The 22693-nt window shown below is 72.5% G+C and carries 19 protein-coding genes; 13 read left to right on the top strand and 6 right to left on the bottom strand.

What is annotated here, in order from left to right:
- The first annotated feature begins 5 nt into the window (after positions 1-5).
- From JOF41_RS08605 to JOF41_RS08575, 6 genes are read left to right on the top strand one after another with little or no spacing between them, the layout of a single operon-like run.
- On the top strand, positions 6-1025 hold the full coding sequence (locus JOF41_RS08605; protein ID WP_209617582.1) for a GNAT family N-acetyltransferase: 1020 nt from the start codon (positions 6-8) through the stop codon (positions 1023-1025).
- Positions 1022-3676 (top strand): aldehyde dehydrogenase family protein, encoded by a 2655-nt coding sequence (locus JOF41_RS08600; RefSeq protein WP_307867320.1) that lies wholly within the window; start codon positions 1022-1024, stop codon positions 3674-3676. Before JOF41_RS08605 ends, JOF41_RS08600 begins: the two co-directional genes overlap by 4 nt.
- A complete protein-coding gene (locus tag JOF41_RS08595) occupies positions 3673-5904 on the top strand; it encodes a thiamine pyrophosphate-binding protein (protein ID WP_244989543.1) in 2232 nt (743 codons plus the stop codon). The genes JOF41_RS08600 and JOF41_RS08595 overlap by 4 nt, the downstream gene beginning before the upstream one ends.
- On the top strand, positions 5901-7007 hold the full coding sequence (locus tag JOF41_RS08585) for a beta-ketoacyl synthase N-terminal-like domain-containing protein (RefSeq protein ID WP_189226888.1): 1107 nt from the start codon (positions 5901-5903) through the stop codon (positions 7005-7007). Before JOF41_RS08595 ends, JOF41_RS08585 begins: the two co-directional genes overlap by 4 nt.
- Positions 7008-7035: 28 nt before the next feature.
- The gene (locus JOF41_RS08580) at positions 7036-7779 is read left to right on the top strand and encodes a phosphatidylserine decarboxylase (RefSeq protein WP_189226889.1); all 744 of its coding nucleotides are present in this window, start codon (positions 7036-7038) and stop codon (positions 7777-7779) included.
- Positions 7776-8714 carry a dimethylarginine dimethylaminohydrolase family protein gene (locus JOF41_RS08575; protein ID WP_307867319.1) on the top strand — a complete coding sequence of 313 codons (939 nt, stop codon included), beginning with the start codon at positions 7776-7778 and terminating at the stop codon, positions 8712-8714. The genes JOF41_RS08580 and JOF41_RS08575 overlap by 4 nt, the downstream gene beginning before the upstream one ends.
- 135 nt (positions 8715-8849) lie before the next feature.
- Here the strand turns inward: JOF41_RS08575 and JOF41_RS08570 are convergent, their stop codons facing one another.
- Complete coding sequence (locus tag JOF41_RS08570; protein WP_209617577.1) at positions 8850-9389, bottom strand: hypothetical protein; 540 nt, start codon at positions 9387-9389, stop codon at positions 8850-8852.
- A 197-nt stretch (positions 9390-9586) separates the two neighbouring features.
- Between JOF41_RS08570 and JOF41_RS08565 the strand changes: the two genes are divergently transcribed.
- From JOF41_RS08565 to JOF41_RS08540, 6 genes are all read left to right on the top strand, one after another.
- Positions 9587-10495 carry an ABC transporter ATP-binding protein gene (locus JOF41_RS08565; RefSeq protein ID WP_372448522.1) on the top strand — a complete coding sequence of 303 codons (909 nt, stop codon included), beginning with the start codon at positions 9587-9589 and terminating at the stop codon, positions 10493-10495.
- A complete protein-coding gene (locus JOF41_RS08560) occupies positions 10492-11286 on the top strand; it encodes an ABC transporter permease (protein ID WP_189226893.1) in 795 nt (264 codons plus the stop codon). The genes JOF41_RS08565 and JOF41_RS08560 overlap by 4 nt, the downstream gene beginning before the upstream one ends.
- A complete protein-coding gene (locus tag JOF41_RS08555; protein WP_209617572.1) occupies positions 11286-12470 on the top strand; it encodes a streptophobe family protein in 1185 nt (394 codons plus the stop codon). The genes JOF41_RS08560 and JOF41_RS08555 overlap by 1 nt, the downstream gene beginning before the upstream one ends.
- Positions 12467-13156, top strand: a complete 690-nt coding sequence (locus tag JOF41_RS08550) for a response regulator transcription factor (protein WP_209624088.1) — start codon at positions 12467-12469, stop codon at positions 13154-13156. Before JOF41_RS08555 ends, JOF41_RS08550 begins: the two co-directional genes overlap by 4 nt.
- Positions 13153-14616 (top strand): sensor histidine kinase, encoded by a 1464-nt coding sequence (locus tag JOF41_RS08545; protein WP_209617569.1) that lies wholly within the window; start codon positions 13153-13155, stop codon positions 14614-14616. The genes JOF41_RS08550 and JOF41_RS08545 overlap by 4 nt, the downstream gene beginning before the upstream one ends.
- Before the next feature lie 114 nt (positions 14617-14730).
- Positions 14731-15288: a hypothetical protein gene (locus tag JOF41_RS08540; RefSeq protein ID WP_189226896.1), complete on the top strand. Its 558-nt coding sequence runs from the start codon at positions 14731-14733 to the stop codon at positions 15286-15288.
- 46 nt (positions 15289-15334) lie between these two features.
- Here the strand turns inward: JOF41_RS08540 and JOF41_RS08535 are convergent, their stop codons facing one another.
- The gene (locus JOF41_RS08535; protein ID WP_209617567.1) at positions 15335-16387 is read right to left on the bottom strand and encodes a PaaX family transcriptional regulator; all 1053 of its coding nucleotides are present in this window, start codon (positions 16385-16387) and stop codon (positions 15335-15337) included.
- Between the two features lie 264 nt (positions 16388-16651).
- Here JOF41_RS08535 and JOF41_RS08530 point away from each other — a divergent pair, with 264 nt between their 5' ends.
- On the top strand, positions 16652-17596 hold the full coding sequence (locus tag JOF41_RS08530) for an extracellular catalytic domain type 1 short-chain-length polyhydroxyalkanoate depolymerase (RefSeq protein WP_189226898.1): 945 nt from the start codon (positions 16652-16654) through the stop codon (positions 17594-17596).
- Between the two features lie 95 nt (positions 17597-17691).
- On the opposite strand, the gene JOF41_RS08525 is transcribed toward JOF41_RS08530, so the two are convergent.
- Genes JOF41_RS08525 through JOF41_RS08510 form a run of 4 tightly spaced genes read right to left on the bottom strand, consistent with a single transcriptional unit; the run spans position 17692 to position 22384 of the window.
- Positions 17692-19266, bottom strand: coding sequence for a glycoside hydrolase family 43 protein (locus JOF41_RS08525; RefSeq protein ID WP_307867315.1), 1575 nt, complete (start codon positions 19264-19266; stop codon positions 17692-17694).
- Positions 19267-19320: 54 nt separating this feature from the next.
- Positions 19321-20169, bottom strand: coding sequence for a carbohydrate ABC transporter permease (locus JOF41_RS08520; RefSeq protein ID WP_209617564.1), 849 nt, complete (start codon positions 20167-20169; stop codon positions 19321-19323).
- Entirely contained in the window at positions 20166-21122 is a 957-nt protein-coding gene (locus JOF41_RS08515) for a carbohydrate ABC transporter permease (RefSeq protein ID WP_307867313.1), read from the bottom strand. Before JOF41_RS08515 ends, JOF41_RS08520 begins: the two co-directional genes overlap by 4 nt.
- A complete protein-coding gene (locus JOF41_RS08510; protein WP_189226900.1) occupies positions 21119-22384 on the bottom strand; it encodes an extracellular solute-binding protein in 1266 nt (421 codons plus the stop codon). The genes JOF41_RS08515 and JOF41_RS08510 overlap by 4 nt, the downstream gene beginning before the upstream one ends.
- Positions 22385-22693 lie beyond the last annotated feature (309 nt).

Genomic DNA, 22693 nt, shown 5'->3' with positions numbered 1-22693 from the left:
TCGGCGTGCCCGAGGAGTACCTCTGGCGACCGCTGCGCCCGGCGGACGGCGTCGAGTGGGAGCGCTTGGTGCTCGCGTTCGACCTGGACGACCGACCGGTGACCGAGACGACCGCGGCCGAGTTCGCCCAGACGCTGGCCAGCGGGAAGCTGGTGCCCGAGCGCGACACGGTCGGCGTGTTCCGCGACGGGCTCATGGTGGGGTTCGCCGCGGTGCTGGTCGACCGCACCGCCCAAGGCGACTGGCGGTGCGAGATGCAGGGCTGCGTGCACCCGGACCACCAGCGGCGGGGACTGGGGACGCGCCTGCTCGACTGGGCGCACGGCAGGGCGCTCGCCCGCGGTGCCACGGCCACCGGGCAGCGCCGCGAGGTGCGGGCGTGGTGCGCCGAGCACAACGGGACGCACGAGAAGATGCTGCGGCGCCTCGGCCTCCGGCCCACCCTGTGGTACTACGAGATCTACTCCCGCCTCGACCAGGTCTCCCCGCTGACTCCGCGCGCGCTGCCCGAGGGGCTGCGGATGGTGCCCTACGACCCCGCCCTGGACGAAGAGGTCCGCTCGGCGCACAACGCCGCGTTCGTCGGCCAGTCTGAGGACGGCTACGTCGACCACGAGCGCTGGCGGCGCCAGTTCACCGGCAGCCCCACCTTCCTGCCGGAGATGTCCCTGCTCGTGCTCGACCGGGACGACGCGGTGCGGTCGTACCTGCTGTGCTACTCCTTCGAGTCCGGTTCGCCCGCACCGGGGCAGAAGGACATCTACGTCGGCTACATCGGCACACCGCCGGGGATGCGGGGCCGCAGCCTCTACCGGTCGCTGCTGGCGGAGAACGACCGGATGGCCCGCGAGGCCGGTTACACCGGGACCGCGTTCAGCGTCAACACCGCCAACCCCACGGGGGCGCTGCGCCTGTTCGAGTTCCTCGGGGTCTACGACCCGCGACGCGACCAGCGGGCCTGCTGGGTCTGCTACGCCAAGGACATCAGCACACCGGTCGTCGCCGCGCCGGAGGTGGCCCGGTGAGGTCGTCGGAAGCGGCGCTGCTGGCCGAGCGGTCCAGCACACCGGAGCTGTCCCGCGCCGACGTCGAGTCGACCGCCACCGGGGTCGCCGCGGTCCTGCGAGCACGCGGGGTGCGCACGGGTGAGCGGATCATGGTGTGCGGGGACAACTCCGCCGAGTACGTCATCGTCCTGCTCGCCCTGGTGCACCTGGGCGCCTCGATCGTTCTGCTGGACCACCTCCAGACCCCTGGGGAGCTGCGTCGCTGCGCCGAACTGGCCGGGGTCCGGTGGGTCGTCACCGACGCCGACGACGACATCGTCCCCGCCGCCGACCGAGCGACCTTCGCCGCGCTCGTCGCCGAAGGCGCGCACTCGGCCGGTGGCGGCGAGCCGTTGTCGACAGCCAGGTGGTACGCCCAGCCGGACGGGCTGATCACCTGGTCCTCCGGCTCCTCCGGCCCGCCCAAGGGCGTCGTCCGCTCGGGCAAGTCCTTCCTGGACAACATCGCGCGCACGCGGCGTCGGATGGGCTACCGGGCCGACGACGTGCTGCTGCCCCTGCTGCCGTTCTCCCACCAGTACGGCCTCTCCCTGGTGCTGGCGTGGTGGCAGACCGGCTGCCTGCTGGTCATCACCCCGCACCGCCGCGTCGACCACGCGGTGGAACTCGCGGGTCGTTCCGGCGCCACCGTCCTGGACGCGACGCCGATGACCTACCGGACCGTGCTGAACCTGGTGCGGCAGCGACCGCACCTGCTGGCGGCGCTGCGCGGGGTGCGCATGTGGTGCGTCGGCGGCAGCCCGCTGGACCGCGGGCTCGCCGAGCGCTTCCAGCAGGTCATCGGCCGTCCCCTGCTGGACGGCTACGGCAGCACCGAGACCGGCAACATCGCACTGGCCACGCCGACCGAGCCGGTGGGCTGCGGGCTCCCGCTGGACGGCGTGGAGGTCAGCGTGCGCACCGAGGACGGCCGCGAGGCCGAACCGGGTGAACTGGGACAGGTCCTGGTGCGCTCCCCCGACCTGACCAGCGGCTACCTGGCGGCCGGTGGTGGTATCACCGCCCTGCCGCCGGGGCCCTACCGCACCGGCGACATCGGCTACCGGGACGCGGACGGCCACCTGTTCGTGCTGGGCCGGTACGGAGCGGTGCACCGCATGGGCCACACCCTCTACCCGGAGGCGCTGGCCCGCAGGGCCTCGGAGGGCGGCGCGCCGGTCGAAGTGGTGCCGGTCGACGACCCCGACCGGGGCAGCCAGCTCGTGTTCGTCGTCGCCGACCCGCAGGAGCGGGACAGCCGGTACTGGCGGGCGCGCTTCCAGGCCCTCATGCCCGCCTACGAGCAGCCCAACCGCGTCGTCGTCGTGAAGGGAATGCCGTTGAACAACAATGGGAAACCGGATTCCGCGCAGCTGGCCCGCCTGGCGGGCCGCACGGTGGCGAGGTCGCCGGTCACCCCTCACCCACCGGTGCCGTTCCCCGAGCGGGTCGAGGCGTTGCGCGCGGTCGCGCGGTTCATCCGCGACAACCCCGAACCGCTGCTCGACGTCCTGTGCGAGATCTCGCCGCACAAGGCGGCCCGCGTCGAGCTGGGCAGCGCGCTCGCCGCGCTGGATGGCGCCGAGGACGAGGTCGCCACCCACCGGCCGGGCGGCCTGTCGCGGCTGGCGGTGTTCATGTCGTCCAACGTCCTGTGCTACTCCTACGTGCTGCACCTGCTGATCCCGCTGCTCTACACCGAGCGCGTGACCTTCCGCCCGTCGGCGAAGGTCGCCGACACCACCCGGCGGCTGCACGAGCTGCTCGCGCCGGTGCACCGGCTGCCGGTGGAGATCAGCCCGCTGTCCCAGCGGCGGTTCGTCGAGGGACCGGTCACCACCGCGGACGTGGTCGTGTTCACCGGCACATACCGCAACGCCGAGCAGATCCGCGCGCAGCTGCGCCCCGACCAGCTCATGCTGTTCTTCGGCCAGGGCGTCAACCCGTTCCTGGTGCTGCCGGGCGCGGACGTCGAGCTGGCCGTGACCGACGCCATCCGCATCCGGATGCTCAACAGCGGGCAGGACTGCTTCGGCCCGGACGTGTTCCTGGTCGCCGACAGCGAGGCCGAGCGGTTCGTCGGGCTGCTCACCGAACGGCTGACGACCCTGCGCTACGGCCCCTACCGCGACCGGGATGCCGACTACGGACCGCTGTTCTACGACAGCGCGCTGGAAACCGCGACCGAGTACCTGCACCGGCACCGCGAGCACATCGTCCACGGTGGACGGTTGGACCTGCGCGAGCGGCACCTGGAGCCCACGGTCCTGGTGCGCCCCTCCGATCTGAGGCTCAAGCTGGACGAGCTGTTCTCGCCGATCTTCAACGTCGTCGTGCACACCGACCCGGAGCAGCTCCGGTCGTTCCTGCGCACGCCCCACCTCAACGACCGGGCGATGGCCGCGATGGTCTACGGGCAGGACAGCGCGACCACCGAGCTGCTGTCCAGGCGGCACCTGGTCTGCGTGAACCGCACCCTGCTCGACGTGGACGACGGGAACAAGCCCTTCGGCGGGTACGGCGTCGTCGCCAACTACGCCGCCTACGGCGGCAAGCGGGTCGCGGAGCCGCTGCTGATCTCCAAGGCCGTCGCCGACCACCTGCCCGTGGCCGCGGAGGCCGCGTCATGACCTCGTTCCCGGGCGCGTGGCACGCCGCCGCCGACTACTTGCGGTGCGCCGGGGTGTCGACGTTGTTCGGCCTGCCGGGGGACGACCTCGCCGTGCTGCGCGCGGTGCGGGACAGCGGTCTGCGCATGGTCCTGTGCCGCGACCAGCGCAACGCGGCGTTCATGGCCACCGGGTACGCCCTGCAGTCCGGCGGACCCGCGGTGTGCGTGGTGGGCAAGGGCCCGGCCACGGCGAACGCGGTCACCGGCCTGGTCGAGGCGCGCGCTTCCGGCGCCCCCGTGGTGGTGCTGGCGGGCGGCACCGCCGTCGAGCGGCGGGGCACCGGCGCCTTCCAGGAACTGGACCAGCTCGCGGTGGTGGCGCCGCTGGTGAAGTGGGCGCACCGGGTGGACCACGCCGACCGGGTGGGCCCGGCGTTGGAAAAGGCTTTCCTGGTGGCCACCTCGGGTGCACCGGGTCCGGTGTACCTGGAGTTCCCCGACCACCTCACGGCCACCCCGGTCCGGGTCAGCAGGCCGTGGGCGTCGCACCGGGCCGCGCTGCGGGCGCCCGCCGCCGCGCCGCTGACCGCGGAGGTCGACCAGCTGATCCGGGCCAGCCTGCGCCCCGTCGTGCTGGTGGGCGGCGGGATGCGGCACCACAACGGCGAGGGCGTGGTGGAGCGCTTCGCCACGACCGTGAGCGCGGCGATCTTCTGCACGGCTTCCGGTCGGGGCGCGGTCCCGGAGCGGCAGGCGCTGTTCTGCGGCCTGTCCGGGCTCTACACCCCGCCCGGCACCGAGCGGCTGTGGCAGGAGGCGGACCTGGTGATCGCGGTGGGCAGCAGGCTCGAGGAGACCGCCACCACCGGTTGGCCGGAGCGGATCGGCTCGGAGGTCCCCGTGGTCCAGGTCAACGTCGAAGCCGCGGAGCTGTCCACCGAGTACGGCGGGCACCGGGTGCTCGGCGACGGCGCGGCGACCTTGGCGGCCTGGACCGAGGCGCTGGCCGGGCAGCCCCCGCGCGAGCCCTGGCTGAGCACCGTCGCCCGGTGCCGCGACCGCGCCGCCGCGCTGGCCGAGTCGGCGCTGGCGCGCATGAGGACCGACGAGCACGTCCACGTCGCCGAGGTGCTGGCCGCCGTCGAGGCGGTGACGCCCGCCGATCGCGTCCTGGTCCAGGAGAACGGGCTGCAGGACATGTGGTCGTACTTCTCGCCGTACTACGTGTGCGGTGAGCGGGGAGGCAGCGTGGTCCCCTCGGAGCAGACGGCCCTGGGCTTCGGCGCCGCCGCGGCGGCCGGGGTCCGGCTGGCCGCGCCGGACCGCCCGGTCGTCGCCTTCGTCGGTGACGGCGCGTTCACCCTGTTCCACGCCGATCTCGCCACGGTGCGGCGGGAAGCGGCGGGCGTGCTCTACGTCGTGCTGCGCAACGGCGGCTACGGGTGGCTGCACGCGCAGCTCGACCGCAATGGTCTGGACCCGGTCCGCTACCCGTTCGCCTCCGATCCGCCGCCGCAGGGCCCCAGGGTGACCACGAGAGCGGAGCTGGAACCGGCGCTGCGGCGGGCGTGGGCGGCCTGCGCGCGGGGCGAGGTCGCGGTGGTCGACGTCGACGTCCGCCTCACCGACACCCCGCCCGGCATGGACGACCTCCACGGCGAGTTCCCCGCCGTGCCACCGCGCACCGGCCTGGCCCTGGGCGCGACGGTCCCCTGGCGCCCCGTCGCCGGCCTGGTTCCCGCGCAGTACCCCTCCACCACCGCCGCGGTCGGCGGGACGCTGGCCGCGGCCCTCGCCGCCGTGCCCGACGACGTCGCGCCGGAGGTCCCCCTGCTGGTCGTGGCGGACGCCTACAGCAAGTGGGCCGCGCGCCGGTTCGCCCGCCGCTGCGCGAGCACCGAACGCCAGGTGCGCCCCTCCGACTCGACCGGGCTGGAGACCTCCGAGCTGATCAGGGCTTTCGCGATCAGCCACGGCTGGCGCGGTCGCTGCCACCTGGTCGCGGGCCTGGGGGCCGAGCGGGTCCTGGCGCTGGCGGAGCGCTTCGCCGCCCGCGGCCCGGTGCTGGTCTGCGAGGTGACGCCGCTGGACGAGGACGCCCTCGGCGATCCGGGGTGCGCGGTCGTCGCCCTGGCGATGACCTCGCCCTCGGTCGCGGACCTTCCCCCGGTGGAGGCGGACGCGATGCCCGGCGCGCTGCTGGCCGCGCTGGCGCGGCGGTCCTCGACGGCGGGGGTGCCCGCATGAGCGCGACGGTGATCACCGGCCTGGGGTTGGTCACCCCGTTCGGTCGCGGCCTCGACGTGTTCTGGACCGCGCTGCGCGCCGGTCGCAGCGCCCTCGCGCCGCCGAGGCGGTTCGCGGCGCCACCGCACGAGGGGGAAGCCGTGGGGGAGGTGCCCACCGATGCCGTGGCGGGTGTTCCCCGCAAGCAGGCATACCTCGACGCCGCCGTGGTCGAAGCGCTGTCCTCGGCTGGTCTGGCCCGGCTCCCCGAGAGCGCGGTGGTCGTGCTCACCGGCCAGGCCCCCGGCCACGAGGCGGGGTTCGGCGCCGACTGGGCGGAGTTCGTCGGACCACCGGTCCAGCCGCACGAGGCAGGCAACACCGCCCTGCTGACCCACGCCTGTGCCTCGGCCGTGTTCGGCCTCGGGTTCGCCCGCGACGTCATCGACGCCGGGCTGGCCGATGTCGTGCTCGTCGCGGGCGGCACGGCGCTCAACCACTACGAGTACGCGAGCATGCGCGCGGTCCGGGCGATCAGCACCACCCCCGCGCGCCCGTTCGACCGCGGCAGGTCCGGCATCTCGCTGGGCGAGGGCGGCGGCGCGATCGTGCTGGAGGCCGAGGACCACGCGGCGCGGCGGGGTGCGGCGACCGACCTCGTCGTGGCCGGGACCTGCTGCCGGGTCGGCACCGGGAAACCCACCGCCTCCGACCCCGCCCTGATCCAGGACTGCGTGGAGGCGGCGCTCGCCGACGCGGGACTGGACAGGTTGGACCACGTGCACGCGCACGCCACCGGCACCACCCAGGGCGACAGCGCGGAACTGACCGCGCTGGAAGCCGTCGCGGCCGGGCTCGGGCTGCACGACCTGCCGGTGAGCTCGCACAAGGGCGCCATCGGCCACCTGCTGCACACCTCCGGCTTCCCCGCCATCGCCGCGGCGGCCATGGCGCTGCGCATCGGTGAAGCGCCCCCGACCGCGGGGCTGACCGACCCCGAACCCACCCGGCGGCTGCGGCTGGCCCCCGGCGCGATCCCCACCACCGGTCGCCGGGTCGCCGCCGTGACCAGCTTCGGGTTCGGCAGCAACAACGGCACCGCCGTGCTGACCCGCGAGCACTGACCGACGATCCGACGAACGAGACGAGAACATGGTCAAATCACTGCGCGACTGGGTCGCCGACGACGTGGCACCGGTCCGGGACAAGTCGATCCCCTGGCTGTCGCAGCACCACTTCTTCCGCGACCCGATCCGGCCCGTGCGCGTCGACCCCTCCTACTTCTTCTCCCCCGCCGACGGCGTCATCCTCTACCAGGACGTCGTGCGGCCCGACGGCCCGGTCATCGACATCAAGGGCAGCCCGTACACCGTGCGCGCGGCCCTGCGCGACGAGTCCTACGCCGCCACCAGCCTGGTCATCGGCATCTTCATGACCTTCTACGACGTGCACATCAACCGCGTCCCCTACTCCGGCAGGCTGTCCTACCGGGAGCTCAGCGCGATCGACACGATCAACCGCCCCATGCTGGACATGGAGAAGGGACTGGTCGACGAGCTGCGGATCAGGGCCGACGCCACGGACTACCTGTGGCACAACCAGCGGATGGTCAACCGGATCGACGTCCCCGCCCTGCGGCAGTCCTACTACGTCCTGCAGATCGCCGACTACGACGTGGACTCGATCACCCCGTTCGCGCTCGGCCAGAACCGGCCCGTCGGGCAGGGCAAGCGGTTCTCCCAGATCCGCTTCGGCTCGCAGGTCGACCTGATCATCCCCCTGTCCGACCACTACGACTTCGTCCCGCTGTGCGAGCCGGGATGCCACGTCGAAGCAGGCAACGACGCGCTGGTGCGCGTGGTGCCGACCCAGGCGACGAAAGGACCGCGCCCGTGACCGCCCCCGTGGACCGCCCCCTCAACCCCACCCAGTTCGACGTGCCCGCGTTCCTGCTCAACGCGCCGTTCTCCTACTCCACCGAGGTGCCCAACAACGTCTGGATGGAGGAGATCGCCGAGGAGGAGCGACGCCCGGACATGCGCAGGGCGATGCCCCAGTTCCTCGCCCTCTACCGGTACCTGGCCGCCGAGAGCCTGGTCTACCTGCTGCCCACGCCGCGCTTGAACGGGTTGCAGGACCTGGTGTTCACCGCGAACCTGGGCATCGTGCTGGACCACCTGCCCGACCGGAACACGGTGGTGCTGGCCAACTTCAGCTCCCCGCCGCGCGTCGGCGAGACCGAGGTGGGCAGGCGGTTCTTCGAGTCGATGGGCTACCGGGTGGTGGTGCCCGAGACGAAGTTCGAGGGCGAGGCCGAGCTGAAGCACCTGCACGACAACGTCTACGTCGGCGGGTACGGCCTGCGCTCGCAGCCGGAGACCTACGACTGGTTCGAGCGCTCCTACGACATGACCGTGGTCAAGGTGGCCATGACCGACCCGCGCCTCTACCACCTGGACTGCCTGGTGTTCCCGATCACCCGCGAGCAGACGCTGGTGTGCACCGAGGCGCTGGACCCGCAGGACCTGCGCCTGCTGGAGAAGCACACCGAGGTCATCGACGTGTCCACCCGCGCCGCCTATCCGGGGCTGTGCAACTCGGTGCGCCTGCACAACATCGTCCTCAACGCCTCGCACATCCACGACCTGCGCGCGGGCACCGAGGAGTACCAGGCCGAGCTCGCCAAGAACCGGGAGCTGGAGGACATCGCGAGCCGTCTCGGCTTCGAGGTCGCCCTGATCAACCTGAGCGAGTTCGCCAAGGGCGGCGCCATGCTGTCGTGCATGGTCATGCACCTCAACCGCCACTCCTACCGGTTCACCCTCCTCTGATCGTCCCCGCCCGCTCGGGAACCCCATCAGCCCACGAGGAGGCGGCCTGCCGCCGCGGCCGCCTCCTCGATGTAGGGCGGCAGGCACCGGACGGCCTCGTCGTCGACGCCAGGAGGTCCCGGCGGTCGCACCCCGTCACACCGTGTTCAACTCGGCCAACCTGGCCAGGATTCGCGGCGCCAGCTCCGACGGTGCCAGGCGGTAGTCGACCCAGCGGTCGCGGGCGTCGGGCTTCATCGAGGCGTAGAACCTGTACCGGTCCCTGCTCGTCGGCCTCCCCGCGCCCGCGGCGTACACCTGGCTGGGCACCAACCACGCGGTCATGATCGCGCCGCGGTCGACGTCCACGGCGATGAACAGCATGTCGAGGTTCGGACGGGGCCGGAAGGTCTGCGCGCGGACGAACGCCACGAACGTCTCCGACCGCACCCTCTTGCTGTCCGACATGCGCGCCTTGACCTGCACGGCCAGCGTCGCGCTGCTGTCCCGCCGGTTGAACACCAGGTCCACGCCCTCGTCGTCGACCAGAGAGGTCGACACGTTCAACTCACCCCGCGACGCCAACATGCACGACGCCGCGACGAGGTACTCCGCGGCCTTCCCCATCCGCCCCGCCGACGGCGACCTGTCCGGCTCGTCGTCAACACCGTCGGCACCGCCGTTGTCCTCGGTCATGACACGACATCATCCGGCACGTCCGCCCTTGCGCGCGGCACGGGGCGGGGCGGCACCCGGTCCGCAGGCGACCGCCGGATCTGGGTGTTCCCTGTGAATGCGCCGCCGCGACCGCGGTCAGGGGCCGGATTCCCCCGGTTCTCACAGGAACTCCCAGTGATCGATCAGGTCGGGTCGCCACTCTCGGCACCATGACGATGATCGACGTGCGGGGGCTGACCAAGCGGTACGGCCCCGACACCGTGGTGGACGACTTGTCGTTCACCGTCGAGGCCGGACAGGTGACCGGGTTCCTCGGGCCCAACGGCGCGGGCAAGTCCACGACCATGCGGATGATCCTCGGGCTGGCCGCGCCCACCAGCGGCTCGGCCACCGTCGGCGGACGCCGCTACCGCGACCTGCCCGCGCCGCTGACCGAGGTGGGCGCGCTGCTCGACGCGGGCGCTGTGCACGGCGACCGGAAGGCCCGCGACCACCTGCTGGCGCTGGCCGTCGGCAGCGGACTGCCCCGGCGCCGGGTGGACGAAGTGCTCGCGCGAACCGGGCTGGAGGGCGTGGCGGGCAGGCGGGCGGGTGGCTTCTCGCTCGGCATGCGGCAGCGGCTGGGCATCGCGGCGGCCCTGCTCGGCGACCCGCGGGTGCTGATCTTCGACGAACCGGTGAACGGGCTCGACCCCGAGGGCATCCGCTGGATCCGGGGCTTCATGCGCTCCCTGGCCCGCGAGGGCCGTGCGGTGCTGGTCTCCAGCCACCTCATGAGCGAGATGGCGCAGACCGCCGACCACCTGGTCGTGATCGGCCGCGGCAGGCTCGTCGCCGACACGAGCGTGAGCGAGTTCCTGCGCGGCAGCGGGGAGGGCACGGTGCTCGTCCGCACCGGTGAGCCCGCCGCGTTCACCCCCCTGCTGACCGCGGCGGGCGCCACCGTGCGGGAAGGGCCCGAGTCGTCGCTGGTGGTCTCCGGCCTGACCGGCGAGGAGATCGGCAAGCTCGCCGCGTACCACGGCGTCGCGCTCAGCGAGCTCACCCCGCGCCGCCCCTCGTTGGAGGACGCCTTCATGGAGCTGACCAGGGACAGCGTCGAGTACCGGGGGGTGACCGCGTGAACGGCGTCGCGCGGCGGGCGCGGTTCGGCCACACCCTGCACGCGGAGTGGGTGAAGTTCCGCAGCCTGCGCTCCACCTGGTACATGCTCGTCTGCCTGTTCGCGGTCGGGCTGGGCGTCATGGCCCTGGCCATGGGGCGGGCGGGCGAGACCTACCGGGGCGCGTCGGCTGCCGAGCGGCTGGCGTGGGACCCGACGAACCTCAGCCTGACCTCGTACCTGGTGGCCCAGCTGATCATCGGGGTGCACGGCACGCTGGTCGTCACCTCCGAGTACGCCACCGGGCTGGTGCGGACGTCGCTGGCGGCCACGCCGCGCAGGCACCGGCTGCTCGCGGCCAAGGTGGTGGTGACCACCGCCGTGGCCGTGGTGGCGGGCCAGGCGCTGATGTTCGCCGCTTTCCTGCTCGGCCAGGCGCTCCTGGCCGCCCAGGACGTGCCGAACGCGGCGCTGGGCGATCCCGGCGTGCTCTCCGCCGTGGCGGGCGGCGGGCTCTACCTCTCGGCGATCGCGCTGCTGGGGATCGGCCTCGGCACGATCCTGCGCGCCACGGCGGGCGCGATCGCCACGTTGGTGGGCATCGTGTTCCTGGTGCCCGCCCTGTCCGGTCTGCTCCCCTCGTGGCTGCGGGGTCTGCTCGACTTCTGGCCGAGCCAGGGCGCCGCGGCGGTGTTCACGACGGTCCCCGACCCCGCCCACCCGCACCCCTGGCTGAACCTGGGCGGCATGTGCCTGGGCATCGCCGCCGTGCTGGCCGCCGGGTTCGTCCTCTTCCACCGCCGGGACGTGTGATGGCGGCGTGGCGTGACGTGCTCCGGGGTGCCGCGGCGGCGGTCGCGGCACTGGCGGGCATGGCGGCCGTGGCCACGGCCGGGCTGGCGCTGCTGGACGCGGGGCGGATCGGCGGGTTCGGCGGGCTGACGGCGGCCGTGGTCGCCTTGGCCGTGGGCGGCTCGGCGGAGTTCGACGCGGTGCGGGCGGGTGACCTGCCGCTCGTGGTGCGGGGCGGCGTCGGCGTGGTGCCGTTGGGGGTCACGCTGGTCGGCACCGTGGTGCTGGGGTGGCTGCTGCTGCGTCACCGGGACGGGTTGCTCGTCCGTGGGGCGGCGGCGGCCGTGACCTTCCTCGCGGGTGTCGTGGCGGTGGTGGCGGCGGCTCGGGGCGCGGTGACGCTGCCCGGTGGTGGGGCGGCGCTACCCGGCGGTGCGGCGGCGGGTGGCGGGTCCGGTGTCTGCGGGCTTCCCGAGGTGGGGCCCTTCGGCCGCGGTGGGTCCGTCGGCGCGCTCGATGTCGGGTTCTCCGTGCCCCTCTGGCCGACGTTGGCCGGTGCGGTGGCTTGGGTGTGCGCGGTCGTGGGACTGTGCTGGCTGGTCGTGCGGTTCCGGATCGCGGTGCGCGGTGCGCTGCGGGTGGTGGGCGGGCTCAGCGCCGTGTGCCTGCTCGCCGCGTGGGCGGCGGGTGGAGCGATGGCGGTGGGCGGTGTCCTGCTGGTGCTGCCGCTGGTGGTTTTCGGGGTGCTGTCGCTCGGCTTGGGCGTGCCGTGGGCGGTGAGGTCGGACGGCCCGCTCTCGTGCGTCCTCGACGGTGTCGCGCCTCCCGCGCCAGGCGGGTCGCTGACGTGGGTGGCGTCGGCCGTGCTGCTGGTCCTGGGCATCGTGGTCGCACTGGCCGGTGCGCGGGACGGTGGGCCGCTGCGCCGTGCCGCGCGCGACGGCGCGGTGACGAGCGCGGTGGTGGGCGTGCCGCTGGGCGTCCTGGCGTTGCGGGCCGGGGTGTCGGTGGAACTCGGCGTCGGCGCCTTCGGGTTCTCGTTCCCGCTGCTGGAGGCGTGGGCGGCGACGAACCCCCTGGCCGCGCTGGGAATGGGGTGCGCGGGCGGCGCGGCGGCGGGCTTCGCGGGCAGCCTGCTCGTCCGGGGTGCCCTCCGGTGGGCGTCCGTATCCTGGCCCGCGTGGAGGAACCGGAGCGGGCGATGACGCTGCTGGTGGTGGACGACGAGCCCACCGTGCGGGAACTGCTGTCCGCGACGCTGCGCTTCGCCGGGTTCCGGGTGACCTCCGCGTCGACCGGGGCCGAGGCGGTCGCCTCGGCCACCGCGCAGCCGCCCGATCTGGTGCTGCTCGACGTGATGCTGCCGGACGTGGACGGGTTCGAGGTGGTCCGGCGGCTGCGCGAGCAGGGCGCGCGGGGCCGCCGGGGGCCGGTCCCCGTCCTGTTCCTCACCGCGCGGGACCGCCAGGCCGACAAGGTCGCGGGCCTGTCCCTGGGGGCCGACGACTACGTGACCAAGCCGTTCGACCTGGAGGAGCTGATCGCCCGCATCCGCGCGATCCTGCGCCGCACCTCGGGTCCGCGAGCGGGGGTGCTGGTGGTGGGCGCGCTCGCGCTCGACGTCGAGGGGCACCGGGTGACGCGGGCCGGGCTGCCCGTCCGCGTCTCCCCCACCGAGTTCCGGCTGCTGCGCTACCTGATGGAGAACGCCGGGCGCGTGGTGTCCAAGGCGCAGATCCTGGACCGGGTGTGGCGCTACGACTTCGGCGGCGACGCGGGCATCGTGGACACCTACATCTCGTACCTGCGGCGCAAGGTCGACACCGAGGACCCCAAGCTGATCCACACCGTGCACGGCGTCGGGTACGTGCTGCGGGAGCCCTCGGGATGAGGCGCGTGCTCGGCCGGTTCTCGCTGCGGGCCAGGCTCCTGCTGCTCACCGCGAGCCTGCTGCTGGCCGGGCTGGGCCTGGTCGGCGCGGTCGTGTCCGACCAGCTGGAGCGCTACCAGCTCGGCCGGGTCGACGCCCAGCTGCGCTCGTTCGGCGAGATCATCGCCCACGCCCCGGCCACCGCCTCCGTCCGCCCCCTCGACACCGCGGACCGCCCCGACCTGCTCGATCCGGCCCTGGAGGTGATCGGCGCCCCCTACCTGGTGCGCCTGGACGAGAACGGCGCGGTGGCGGGCGGTCTGCGCTCCAGCGGGCTGGACGACGCGACGCTGCCCGCGTCCGACGAGCTGCGCACCGTGCCCACCAACGGCGGCCCCGTCGACCTGCGGGCCGCGGACGGCTCGGGGCGGTGGCGCGCGATCGCGCGCCACGTCGCCGGGTGGGACGGCACGGTCGTCATCGCCGCACCGCTGGCCGAGGCAGACGCCACCACCGCCCGCCTGCGGACGACGAGCCTGGTCAGCGGCGCCGTGCTGCTCGTGCTGCTGACGGCGGTCGGCTGGTTCGCCCTGGGCCGGGGTCTGCGGCCGCTGCGCCGCATCGAGCACACCGCCGCCGCGATCGCCGACGGCGACCTCACGCGGCGCGTGCCGGGCCTGGCCGCGCCCACCACGGAGGTCGGTCACCTGGCGGCCTCGCTCAACACCATGCTCGGCCAGCTCGAACAGGCCTTCGCCGACCGGGCCGCGTCCGAGGCGCGCATGCGCACGTTCCTGTCCGACGTCAGCCACGAGCTGCGCACCCCGCTGTTCGGCATCAAGGGCTCGACCGAGCTCTACCGGATGGGCGCGCTGCCCGAGCGCGCCGACGTGGACGAGGCGATGCGCCGCATCGGCCACGAGGCCACCCGGCTCACCGCCCTCACCGAAGACCTGCTCCTGCTCGCCCGGCTGGACGAGGCGCCCGAGACCCAGCTCGACCGCGCCCCGATGGACCTGCGCACCCTGGCCAACGACGCCCGGCACGACCTGCGCGGCCTGGACCCGTCCCGCCCGGTCGAGATCACCGGTCCCGGCGGAGTCGGGCCACCGGGCCCCGCCCCGGTCCACGCCGACGAGGACCGCCTGCGGCAGGTGGTCGCCAACCTGATCGGCAACGCCGCCACCTACACCCCACGGAGCAGCGCGGTGCGCATCGGCGTGGGCACGGCCCACGGCCGCGCCGTGCTCGAAGTGGCGGACGAGGGCCCCGGCCTCACCGCCGACCAGGCCATGAGGGTGTTCGACCGCTTCTACCGCACCGACCGCTCCCGCAACCGCGCGGGCGGCGCCAACACCGGACTCGGCCTGGCCATCGCCCGCTCCCTCGCCCGCGCCCACGGCGGCGACGTCGAGCTCGACACGGCCTTGGGCGAGGGTGCCTGCTTCCGCCTCACTCTGCCCCTGCTCGGCGGGCACTGAGCACCCCCTCCAGCAACGCGCAATTGTGCGGAGAAGGGACTAACCCGTTGGAGCGAATCGGGTAACGGTTGGCGCAACCCCGCTGACATCATCCGTGACACAGGGGTGGTGACCATGACTCAGGACTGGAATCAGTGGTCCAACGTCCAGGGTGACGGGAACAACGTCTTCCAGGGCAAGCGCGACGTCCGGGTGAAGCACATCGGCGCCAAGACCAACAAGTTCAGCTTCAAGGGGCTCGGGCTGCCCGTGCTCGTCGTGGCGGTCGTCGCGGGCGGCGGGTTCGGGGCGTACCAGATCGCCACGGGCGGCACGAGCGGCACGGCGAACGCCGCCGAGGCCGTCGGCACGTGGCGGTTGGAGCGGTCGGGCAGCGTGGGCGACATGCCGTCGGTGCTCACCGTGGACCAGGGCGGGGCGTTCGACCTGAAGATGACGGTGGAGTGGAACTTCCCGAACTTCGGCGGCGACCGGATGCCGCAGCCGCAACTGCCTTCGATGGGGTGGCACTGCGCCGGGACGACGGCGGCGGAGGGCGACCACCTGCTGTTCAGCACCACTTCCGGGCCCTGCGGCGCGATGCCCGGCCGGGTCGTCGGCAACCGGATCGATCTCGACTTCACGTCCGACCAGGGCAAGCAGACGCTGTCGCTGATCAGAGCGGCCGGGTGAGCAGGCCCGCGTCAGCAAGTACTACCCGAGGTGCCCGCGCGGGCCGTCAACTACCACCCGATGCCCCGAACGCTCGGCTCGCGGTGCGTGAGCGCTCGGCTCGCGGTGTCCGGACGCGCGACTCGCGGTCCGCGGGGGTCGGCGCGCAGTCCAGCAGGTCGGCGACGGTGTGGGCTCGGATGAGGGTGGGCGGGTCGGTGGTGAACCCGCCCGCGACGGCTCGCACGTGGTCCTGCGCCGGGGCGGCCAGGCCGTCGTAGACCGCGGCGAACAGGTCGCGGGCTGGTTCGCGCGGCCATCCCGGCGGGAGCAGGTCGAGCGGCAGCCGGGGGTCGAGGTAGGGCAGGCGGCGGTAGGTGTCCATGACCTCGGTGCGGGCCCGGACCGCCTCGGCGCCGGTGATCCGGGCGGCGCGGATGTCGGGCAGCAGCGGGCTCCAGCGCTGGAGGAAGGCTTCGTACTGGCGGGCGATGGCGGTGGTGTCCCAGGCGTCGACGGGCTTGCGACCGATCCCGTCGAGTTCGACGTGGTCGGCGCGGAAGACGGTCACGCCGCCGGGTGCCAGACCGACCAGCCGCGCCTTGGCCTTGTCGGTGAGGTCGTGGGGGGAGATCCAGAGGCCGTCGTAGAGGGGGGCGAACCCGAGCCAGCGCAGCCGACCGCGCAGCTCGCGCCGCTGGGTGGCCTCGTCCTGGGGCAGCGAGAAGGCGATCAGGGTCCACCGCCGGTCCCACGGGCCGGTGTCGGTGGCGGTGGCGGCGATCGCCCGACCGCCCGCGGTCAGCACCGAGGCTGCGGCCTCGGTGAGCCGGTAGGAGCTGTTGCGGCCCCGCCTGCTGCCTTCCAGCACACCGCGGCGGGCGAGGCGGCTGATGGTGGTGCGCGCGCCCGCGTGGCTGACACCCGCCTCGGCGAGCAGGGCCACGATGGCGGCCGACGGCAGCCAGGCGCGGGTGCGCAGGGTGTAGTCGGCCAGCAGGGTGACCGCCAGGCCCTGCGGTGAGTTGCCGGTCTGCCGCCTGGGCAGCAGGACGGGTTCGACCGCGTCGCCGGGGAAGTCGCCGGGGAAGATCTCCTCGATGTCGTAAGGGCTCGTCACGGCGGCTCCGGCGTGGCTGGGCAGGCGGTCGCACCGACTGTAATCGGCTCCAGCCGGATCGGGTCCGCCCACCGAGACCCTTGGTTGACAGTTTCCCGACCGAGGTACAAGCTAAGTGTCACATGTCGGGTGCTGGCCCCGATCCGGCGACAGCCCCCGACGGGCACCTGCGCGCGTGGCCCTGCCTCCCCCGCACCGCGGTCGCCCACCACCGCCGCCGCCCCTCCCCCATCCGGTCGTGCGCGGAACAAAGGAGTCGAGCGCATGAAGATCAGAGGAAGTCTTCCCCTCGTCGCGGTGGTGTCGTTGCTCGTCGGCGGCTTGGCCGTCGCGACTCCCGGCTCCGCGTCCGCGGCGTCGCTGACCGAGGTCACGAACTTCGGCAACAACCCCGGCAGGATGCGGATGCACGTCTACGTGCCGGACACCCGCCCGACCAATCCCGGGATCGTGGTGGCCATGCACGGCTGCGGCGGCTCGGGCCCCGGTTTCTACTCCGGCAGCGAGTTCGCCTCGCTGTCCAACCGGCACGGGTTCATCGTCATCTACCCCAGCGCCCAGCAGCAGGCCGGGTTCGGCAACTGCTTCGACACCTGGTCCGAGGCCGCCAAGCGTCGCGACGGCGGCAGCGACTCGGTGTCGATCGTGTCCATGGTGAGGCACGTCCAGCAGCAGTACGGCGGCGACCCCGCCAAGGTCTTCGCCACCGGGTCCTCCTCCGGCGGCATGATGACCAACCAGATGCTCGCCCTGTACCCGGACGTGTTCAAGGCAGGCGCCGCGTTCATGGGCGTGCCCTTCAACTGCTTCGCCAACGCCGCCGACTACCCGCCGGGCAGCAGCCGGTGCACCGGCAGCGGGGGCGCCAACCGCACCCCGCAGCAGTGGGGCGACGCGGTCCGGCAGGCCTACCCCGGCTACAGCGGCACCCGTCCGCGCGTCCAGCTCTGGCACGGCACCGGGGACACGCTCGTGCCGTACTCCTTGCTGCAGGAGGAGATCGAGCAGTGGACCAACGTGTTCGGCCTGAGCCAGACGCCGAGCTCCACCGACACGCCGCAGAACAACTGGAACCGCCGCCGCTACAACGACTCCTCCGGCACCACGCTGGTGGAGGCGTACAGCATCCAGGGCGCCGGGCACTCCCTGCCGTCGTCGGGCATGGCCGCGCAGGCCATCGCCTTCTTCGGCTTGGACCGCCCCGCCTGACCGGGGGCAGCGCCGCCTGACCGGCGGCGCGCCGCAACCCGGTTCGCGACGCCCCGGCCGCTTCCGCCGCCGGGGCGTCGCGAGCGCGCGGTCACTCACGAGCCTCGCGGCACATCGAGCGGTTCGTGGTCGAACCAGTCGAACCACGCGGTGCCCTCGGTGACGTACATGCCGATCACCCGCCCCGTGAATCCGGTGGCGACCTCTGTGGACAGATACCTGCCGTCGAGTTCGGCCAGCGGCAGCGGGTCGTCGCCGACGTGGAAGGCGATGAAGTCGGGCGCGGCGACGTGCAGACCCGACGGCTCCCCCTCGGCAGGCGGCCTTTGCGCGGCGGGTCGGGTGGTGATCGTCAGGACCAGCGGGCCCGGCGGCACGGGGCGCGTCGCCGTGCTCTGGCGCAGGGGACCGATGCGGGCGATGACGCTGACCTGCCCGTCGGCGACCTCCAGGTCGTAGTGGTGGGCCTCGTCCATGCGCACCGACAGTCCCGCCCGGCCGGAACCGGGGTCCAGCCGGACCGCGGTCCGGCTGTCCTGGTGCCGCTGCCGCCGCCCGACGAAGGTGCACCCCGGTCGGTCCAGAGTGGAGCCGGTGGCGCGCAGGGTCAGCCACCCCGGCCGCTCGGTCAGCGACCACGCGTCCTCCGGGCGCGACCGCGGCGAGATCCACCGGGGCGCGAGGACCGGCGCGTCGAAGTCGTCGCGCACGGGCTCGACCTCCAGCGGTCGAGGGGGGCCAGGTGCCCTCTCCCGCAGGTTGACGGGACCGACGTGCGGCCAGCCGTCCTCCCAGCGCACGGGGGTGAGGAAGGTTTCGCGGCCCAGCACGTGGAAACCGGGGCTGTACCCGCGTGGCCGGGTGCCGAGCAGGATCATCCACCACTGGCCGTCCGGGGTGGTGACGAGGTCGGCGTGGCCGGTGCTCTGGATGGGCTGGTTGGTGCTGCGGTGGGTCAGGACGGGGTTGTTCGGGGCCGCTTCCCACGGACCGCGCGGTGACCGCGCGCGCGCCACGGCCACGGTGTGACCGCGTTCGGTGCCGCCTTCGGCGATCACCAGGTACCACCACTGCCCGATGCGGTACAGGTGGGGCGCCTCGGGCCACTGCAACCCGGTTCCCGCCCATGCCGGGAACGGTCCCTCCAGCACCTTCCCGGCCTCGGGGTCGACGCGGGCGATCCGCACGCCGTGGAAAGCGGGTCCGTCGGCACCCGCGAAGGCGCACCAGCAGTTGCCGTCCTCGTCCCACGCCAGGTCGGGGTCGATGCCGGGCAGGTCGATCCACACCGGGTCGCTCCAGGGCCCTTCGGGCCGCTCCGCGGTGACGATGAAGTTGCCGCCGTGCGAGACGTTCGTGGTGATCAGCCAGAACCTGCCGTCGTGGTGGCGGATCGTGGGGGCGTAGATGCCGTCGGAGGCGGCCGCGTCGGGCGGCAGCGGCAGCTGGGACGGCCGGTCCAGGACGTTGCCCAGCTGCCGCCAGTGCACCAGGTCGCGGCTGTGGAAGATCGGCACGCCGGGGAAGTACTCGAAGCTGGAGCACACCAGGTAGTAGTCCTCGCCGACCCGGCACGCGCTGGGGTCGGGGTGCAGGCCGGGGATGACGGGGTTGTCGTAGTACCAGTCGTCCGCCCGGGATTCGGGCAGCCGGTCGTCAGGGGTGTGCACGGGTTCTTCTCTCCGGGATGTCGTAGGAGGAGCGGGCGGCGGGTGCGCGGCGGCCTACCCCTTGAAGGCGCCTTCCAGGATGCCCGCGACCATGCGCCGCCCGACCAGGACGAACAGCGCGACCAGCGGGACGGTGGCCATGAACGAGCCCGACATCGCCAGGCCGAGGTCGACGTCGTAGCTGTTCTGCAGCGCTTTGATGGCGATCTGGGCGGTGTAGCGCTCCGGCGACTTGAGCACGATGAACGGCCAGAGGAAGTCGTTCCACGCGGTCACGAAGCCGAACAGGCCGAGCACGAAGGCGGCCGGGCGCACGATGGGGAAGGCGATGCGCCAGAACACCTGCCAGCTGTTCGCGCCGTCGATGCGGGCCGCCTGCATCAGCTCGTCGCTGATGGTGGCGGTGATGTGCTGGCGCATCCAGAAGATGCCGAAGGCGCTGGCCAGTCCGGGCACCACCAGTGCCTGCAGGGTGTCCACCCAGCCCAGCTCGGACATGATCATGTACTGCGGGATGACCGAGAGCTGCGTGGGCACGGTCATGGTCAGCAGGACGATCAGGAACAGGACGTTGCGGCCGGGGAAGGCCAGCTTGGCGAAGGCGTACCCGGCCAGCGCGCACAGCACCGCCTGGCCCACGCCGATCGCGGTGGCCACGAACAGGCTGTTGAGCAGCGCCTGCACGAACGGCACCGTCTCCATCACCAGGCCCGCCAGCGCGAAGAAGTTGCCACCGGGCACGACCTCGGGCGGCATCTGCGTCGCGGTCGCGGTGTCGGTCGTGGCCACGATGAACATCCAGTACAGCGGGAACAAGCACGCCACGGTGGCCGCTGACAGCATCAGGTAGGTCCACCAGCGGACCCGGCCGTGGCGCCGCGAGCGCGGCGCGGCGGTGCTCACCGGTCCGCCCTGATCCGGCTGGACAGCAGGTAGTTCACCGCGGCGATGGCCACGACCATGACGAACAGCGCGACCCCGACCGCCGAGCCGTAGCCGAACTCGAACTGGCCGAAGCCCTGCTCGTAGAGGAACAGCGTCAGCGTCTGGCACTGCCGCACCGCGCCGCAGGTCAACGGTGCGCCGGTGGCGATCAGCAGCGGCTCGGTGAAGATCTGCAGGCCGCCGATGGTGGAGGTGACCACGGTGAAGATGATCACCGGTCGCAGCGACGGGACGGTGATGTGGCGGAACCGCTGCCAGGCCCCCGCGCCGTCGATCGCCGCGGCTTCGTAGATCGCGCGCGGCACCGCTTGCAGCGAGGCCAGGTAGAGCAGCGTGGTGTAGCCGAACCACCGCCAGATCACCATCGTGGCGATGAGGACGTGACTGCCCCAAGTGGACTGCACGAAGTCGATCGGCTGCACGCCCACCAGGCCCAGCAACCAGTTGAGCAGCCCGTAGTCGCGGTCGAACAGCTGCACGAACACGATCGCGGTAGCCGCCACCGAGGTCACGTAGGGCACCAGCATCGACATCCGGAAGAACAGCGCGAACCGCAGCCGGGCGTGGTTGAGCACGTGCGCCAGCACCAGGGCCAGCAGCAGCTGCGGGATCGTGGACAGCGCCCAGATGCTCACCGTGTTGCCCGCGGCGTTCCAGAACCGGGGGTCGCCGAACATCCGGGTGAAGTTGTCCACGCCGATGAACACCTGGTCGCCGATGGGGTTCCAGTCGAACAGCGCGACGTAGAAGGTGAAGGCGAAGGGGAACAGCCCGAAGACGGCGAAGATGGCGAAGAACGGGGCGATGTAGGCGTACGGCGCCAGGCGCTCCCCCAGCCCGCGGTAGGTCCGCGGGACCGGGGGCGGCGGGGCCGGGCGCACCGGGGCGAGCGTGACGGCCACCGCGGTCACCCGCCGATGGCGGTCTTGATGTTGCGCACCGCGTCGTCCCACGCGGTGGCCGGGTCGCCGCCGCTCTGCTCGACGTTGGTGATGGCGTTGAGGAACTCCTGGCCGATGGTCGCGCTGTCGGGTCCGATGTAGAACGGCTTGAGCCCGAGCACCGCGTCGGTGTAGATCTTGCCGGTCGGCGCGTCGGAGAAGAACGGGTCCTTGGCGTCGGCGAGCTTGGGGTCCTGGTAGACCGAGGGGGTGGAGGGCAGCGCCCCGACGCGGGTGAAGTGCTCCAACTGCCCCTGGGGGGACTGCATCTCCTTGATGTAGTCCCAGGCCGCCTGGGGGTTCTTCGCGCGCTTGGGGATGGCCAGGTAGCTGCCGCCCCAGTTGCCGGAGCCGCCGGGGATCTTCGCGATGTTCCACTTGCCGTTGGTGTCGGGTGCGGTGCTGCGGATGGTGTTGAGCATCCACGACGGTGCCGACACGGCGGCGTACTGGCCCTGCGCCATGCCCGCGCTCCACGCGCTCTCGAACGAGGACTGCCCGGCGGTGATCCCGGCGGTGGCCGCCTTGATGCCCAGCTCGAACGCCGCCTTCACCTGCGGGTTGGTCTCGTAGACCAGCTTGCGGTCCTCGCTGTAGTACTTCTCCGAGACCTGGTTGACCGCCTGGTAGAACACGCTGGTGGCCGCGTTGTCGGTGAACGCCTTGCCGGTGGCCTGCTTGTAGCGCTTCCCGGTCTCGATGAACGCGTCCCAGGTCGGCCACAGCGCGCTCACCGCCTCCGGGTCGGTGGGCAGCCCGGCGGCGGCGAACAGGTCGGTCCGGTACGCCACGGCCATGCCGCCCACGTCGGTGGGCACGCCCAGCACCTCGCCGTCCTTGGCCACGCTCTGCTTCCACACCCAGTCCAGGTAGTCGCCCGCCATGTCGTCCGCGCCCAGCGTGCGCAGGTCCACGAAGTTCTGCGGCTGCTGCACGAACTGCGGCAGGTTGTCGCCCTGGATCAGCACCAGGTCCGGCACCTTGCCGCCTGCCAGCGCCGTGGTCAGCGCCTGCGCGGTCTCCACCGAGGTGCCCACCTCGGTCAGCTTGACCTCCACGTCCGGGCGTTTGGCCCGGTAGGCGTCCACGGACAGCTTCTGGTTGATGGCCGCGAACGACCAGAACTCGAACGACTTGCCGTCCCCGCCCCCGCCACCACCGGCGCCGGGCGTGCAGGAGGTGGCTAAGACGAGTGCCGCGACGGCGAGCAGCAGGGGCGGGCGGAGGGTCACGTCGTGTCTCCCAGGGGTGCGGGCAAGCGACGCAGCGATCGCTCGAAAGTTTCGGCATTGACTCCGATTGTTAGCGCTCACGACGGTAAGCCGCGTCACATTCGCCGTCAAGGACAAGCCGCCGGGACTACTGCGGGACCATCCCGCGCGTCACGCTGCCGAAAGTACTTTCGTCAATGATCGAGCGATCGGCAATCGATGTCTGTTCCGCTGCCGCGTCGCGGGCACCACGTTCCACGACGTGCGAACCGGCCGAGCATCAAGTCGACAGGGTTTCGTATCTCCGAGACTTGTTAGCGCGAACAAGCC

The sequence above is a fragment of the Saccharothrix coeruleofusca genome, assembly GCF_017876325.1.
Classification (GTDB): Bacteria; Actinomycetota; Actinomycetes; order Mycobacteriales; family Pseudonocardiaceae; genus Actinosynnema; species Actinosynnema coeruleofuscum.
This window is presented reverse-complemented; position numbering and strand designations above follow the sequence as displayed.